1 protein-coding gene is annotated in these 361 nt (G+C 65.9%); it reads left to right on the forward strand.

The features are described from left to right. A partial coding sequence (locus FS767_RS21725; protein WP_178102767.1) for an ATP phosphoribosyltransferase regulatory subunit occupies positions 1–361 on the forward strand: 361 nt, incomplete at both ends.

Genomic DNA, 361 nt, shown 5'->3' on the forward strand with positions numbered 1-361 from the left:
GTCATCACCCCGCACCTGGAATTCCTGGAATCGCTGCTCACCGGCGCGGCCAAGGAACTGGAACTGCGCACCTTCAAGGTGACCGATCCCAATTCCGGCCGCCTCATGGGCTTCCGCTCCGACATCACGCCCCAGGTGGCGCGCATGGAAGCCCATAGCCTCAAGCAGAGCGGTCCGAGCCGACTGTGCTATGCCGGCAGCGTGCTGCATACCCGTCCCCGTGCGCTGTCCACCTCGCGCAGCCCGATCCAGGTCGGCGCCGAGCTCTATGGCGTGCCCGGCAGCGAAGGGGATCTGGAAGTCATCAGCCTGATGCTCGACGTGCTCGAGCAGGCCCAGGTGCCCGACGTCCACATGGATC

Origin of the sequence: Pseudomonas sp. DE0010 (genome assembly GCF_007680745.1) — a bacterium.
GTDB classification, from domain to species: domain Bacteria; phylum Pseudomonadota; class Gammaproteobacteria; order Pseudomonadales; family Pseudomonadaceae; genus Aquipseudomonas; species Aquipseudomonas parafulva_B.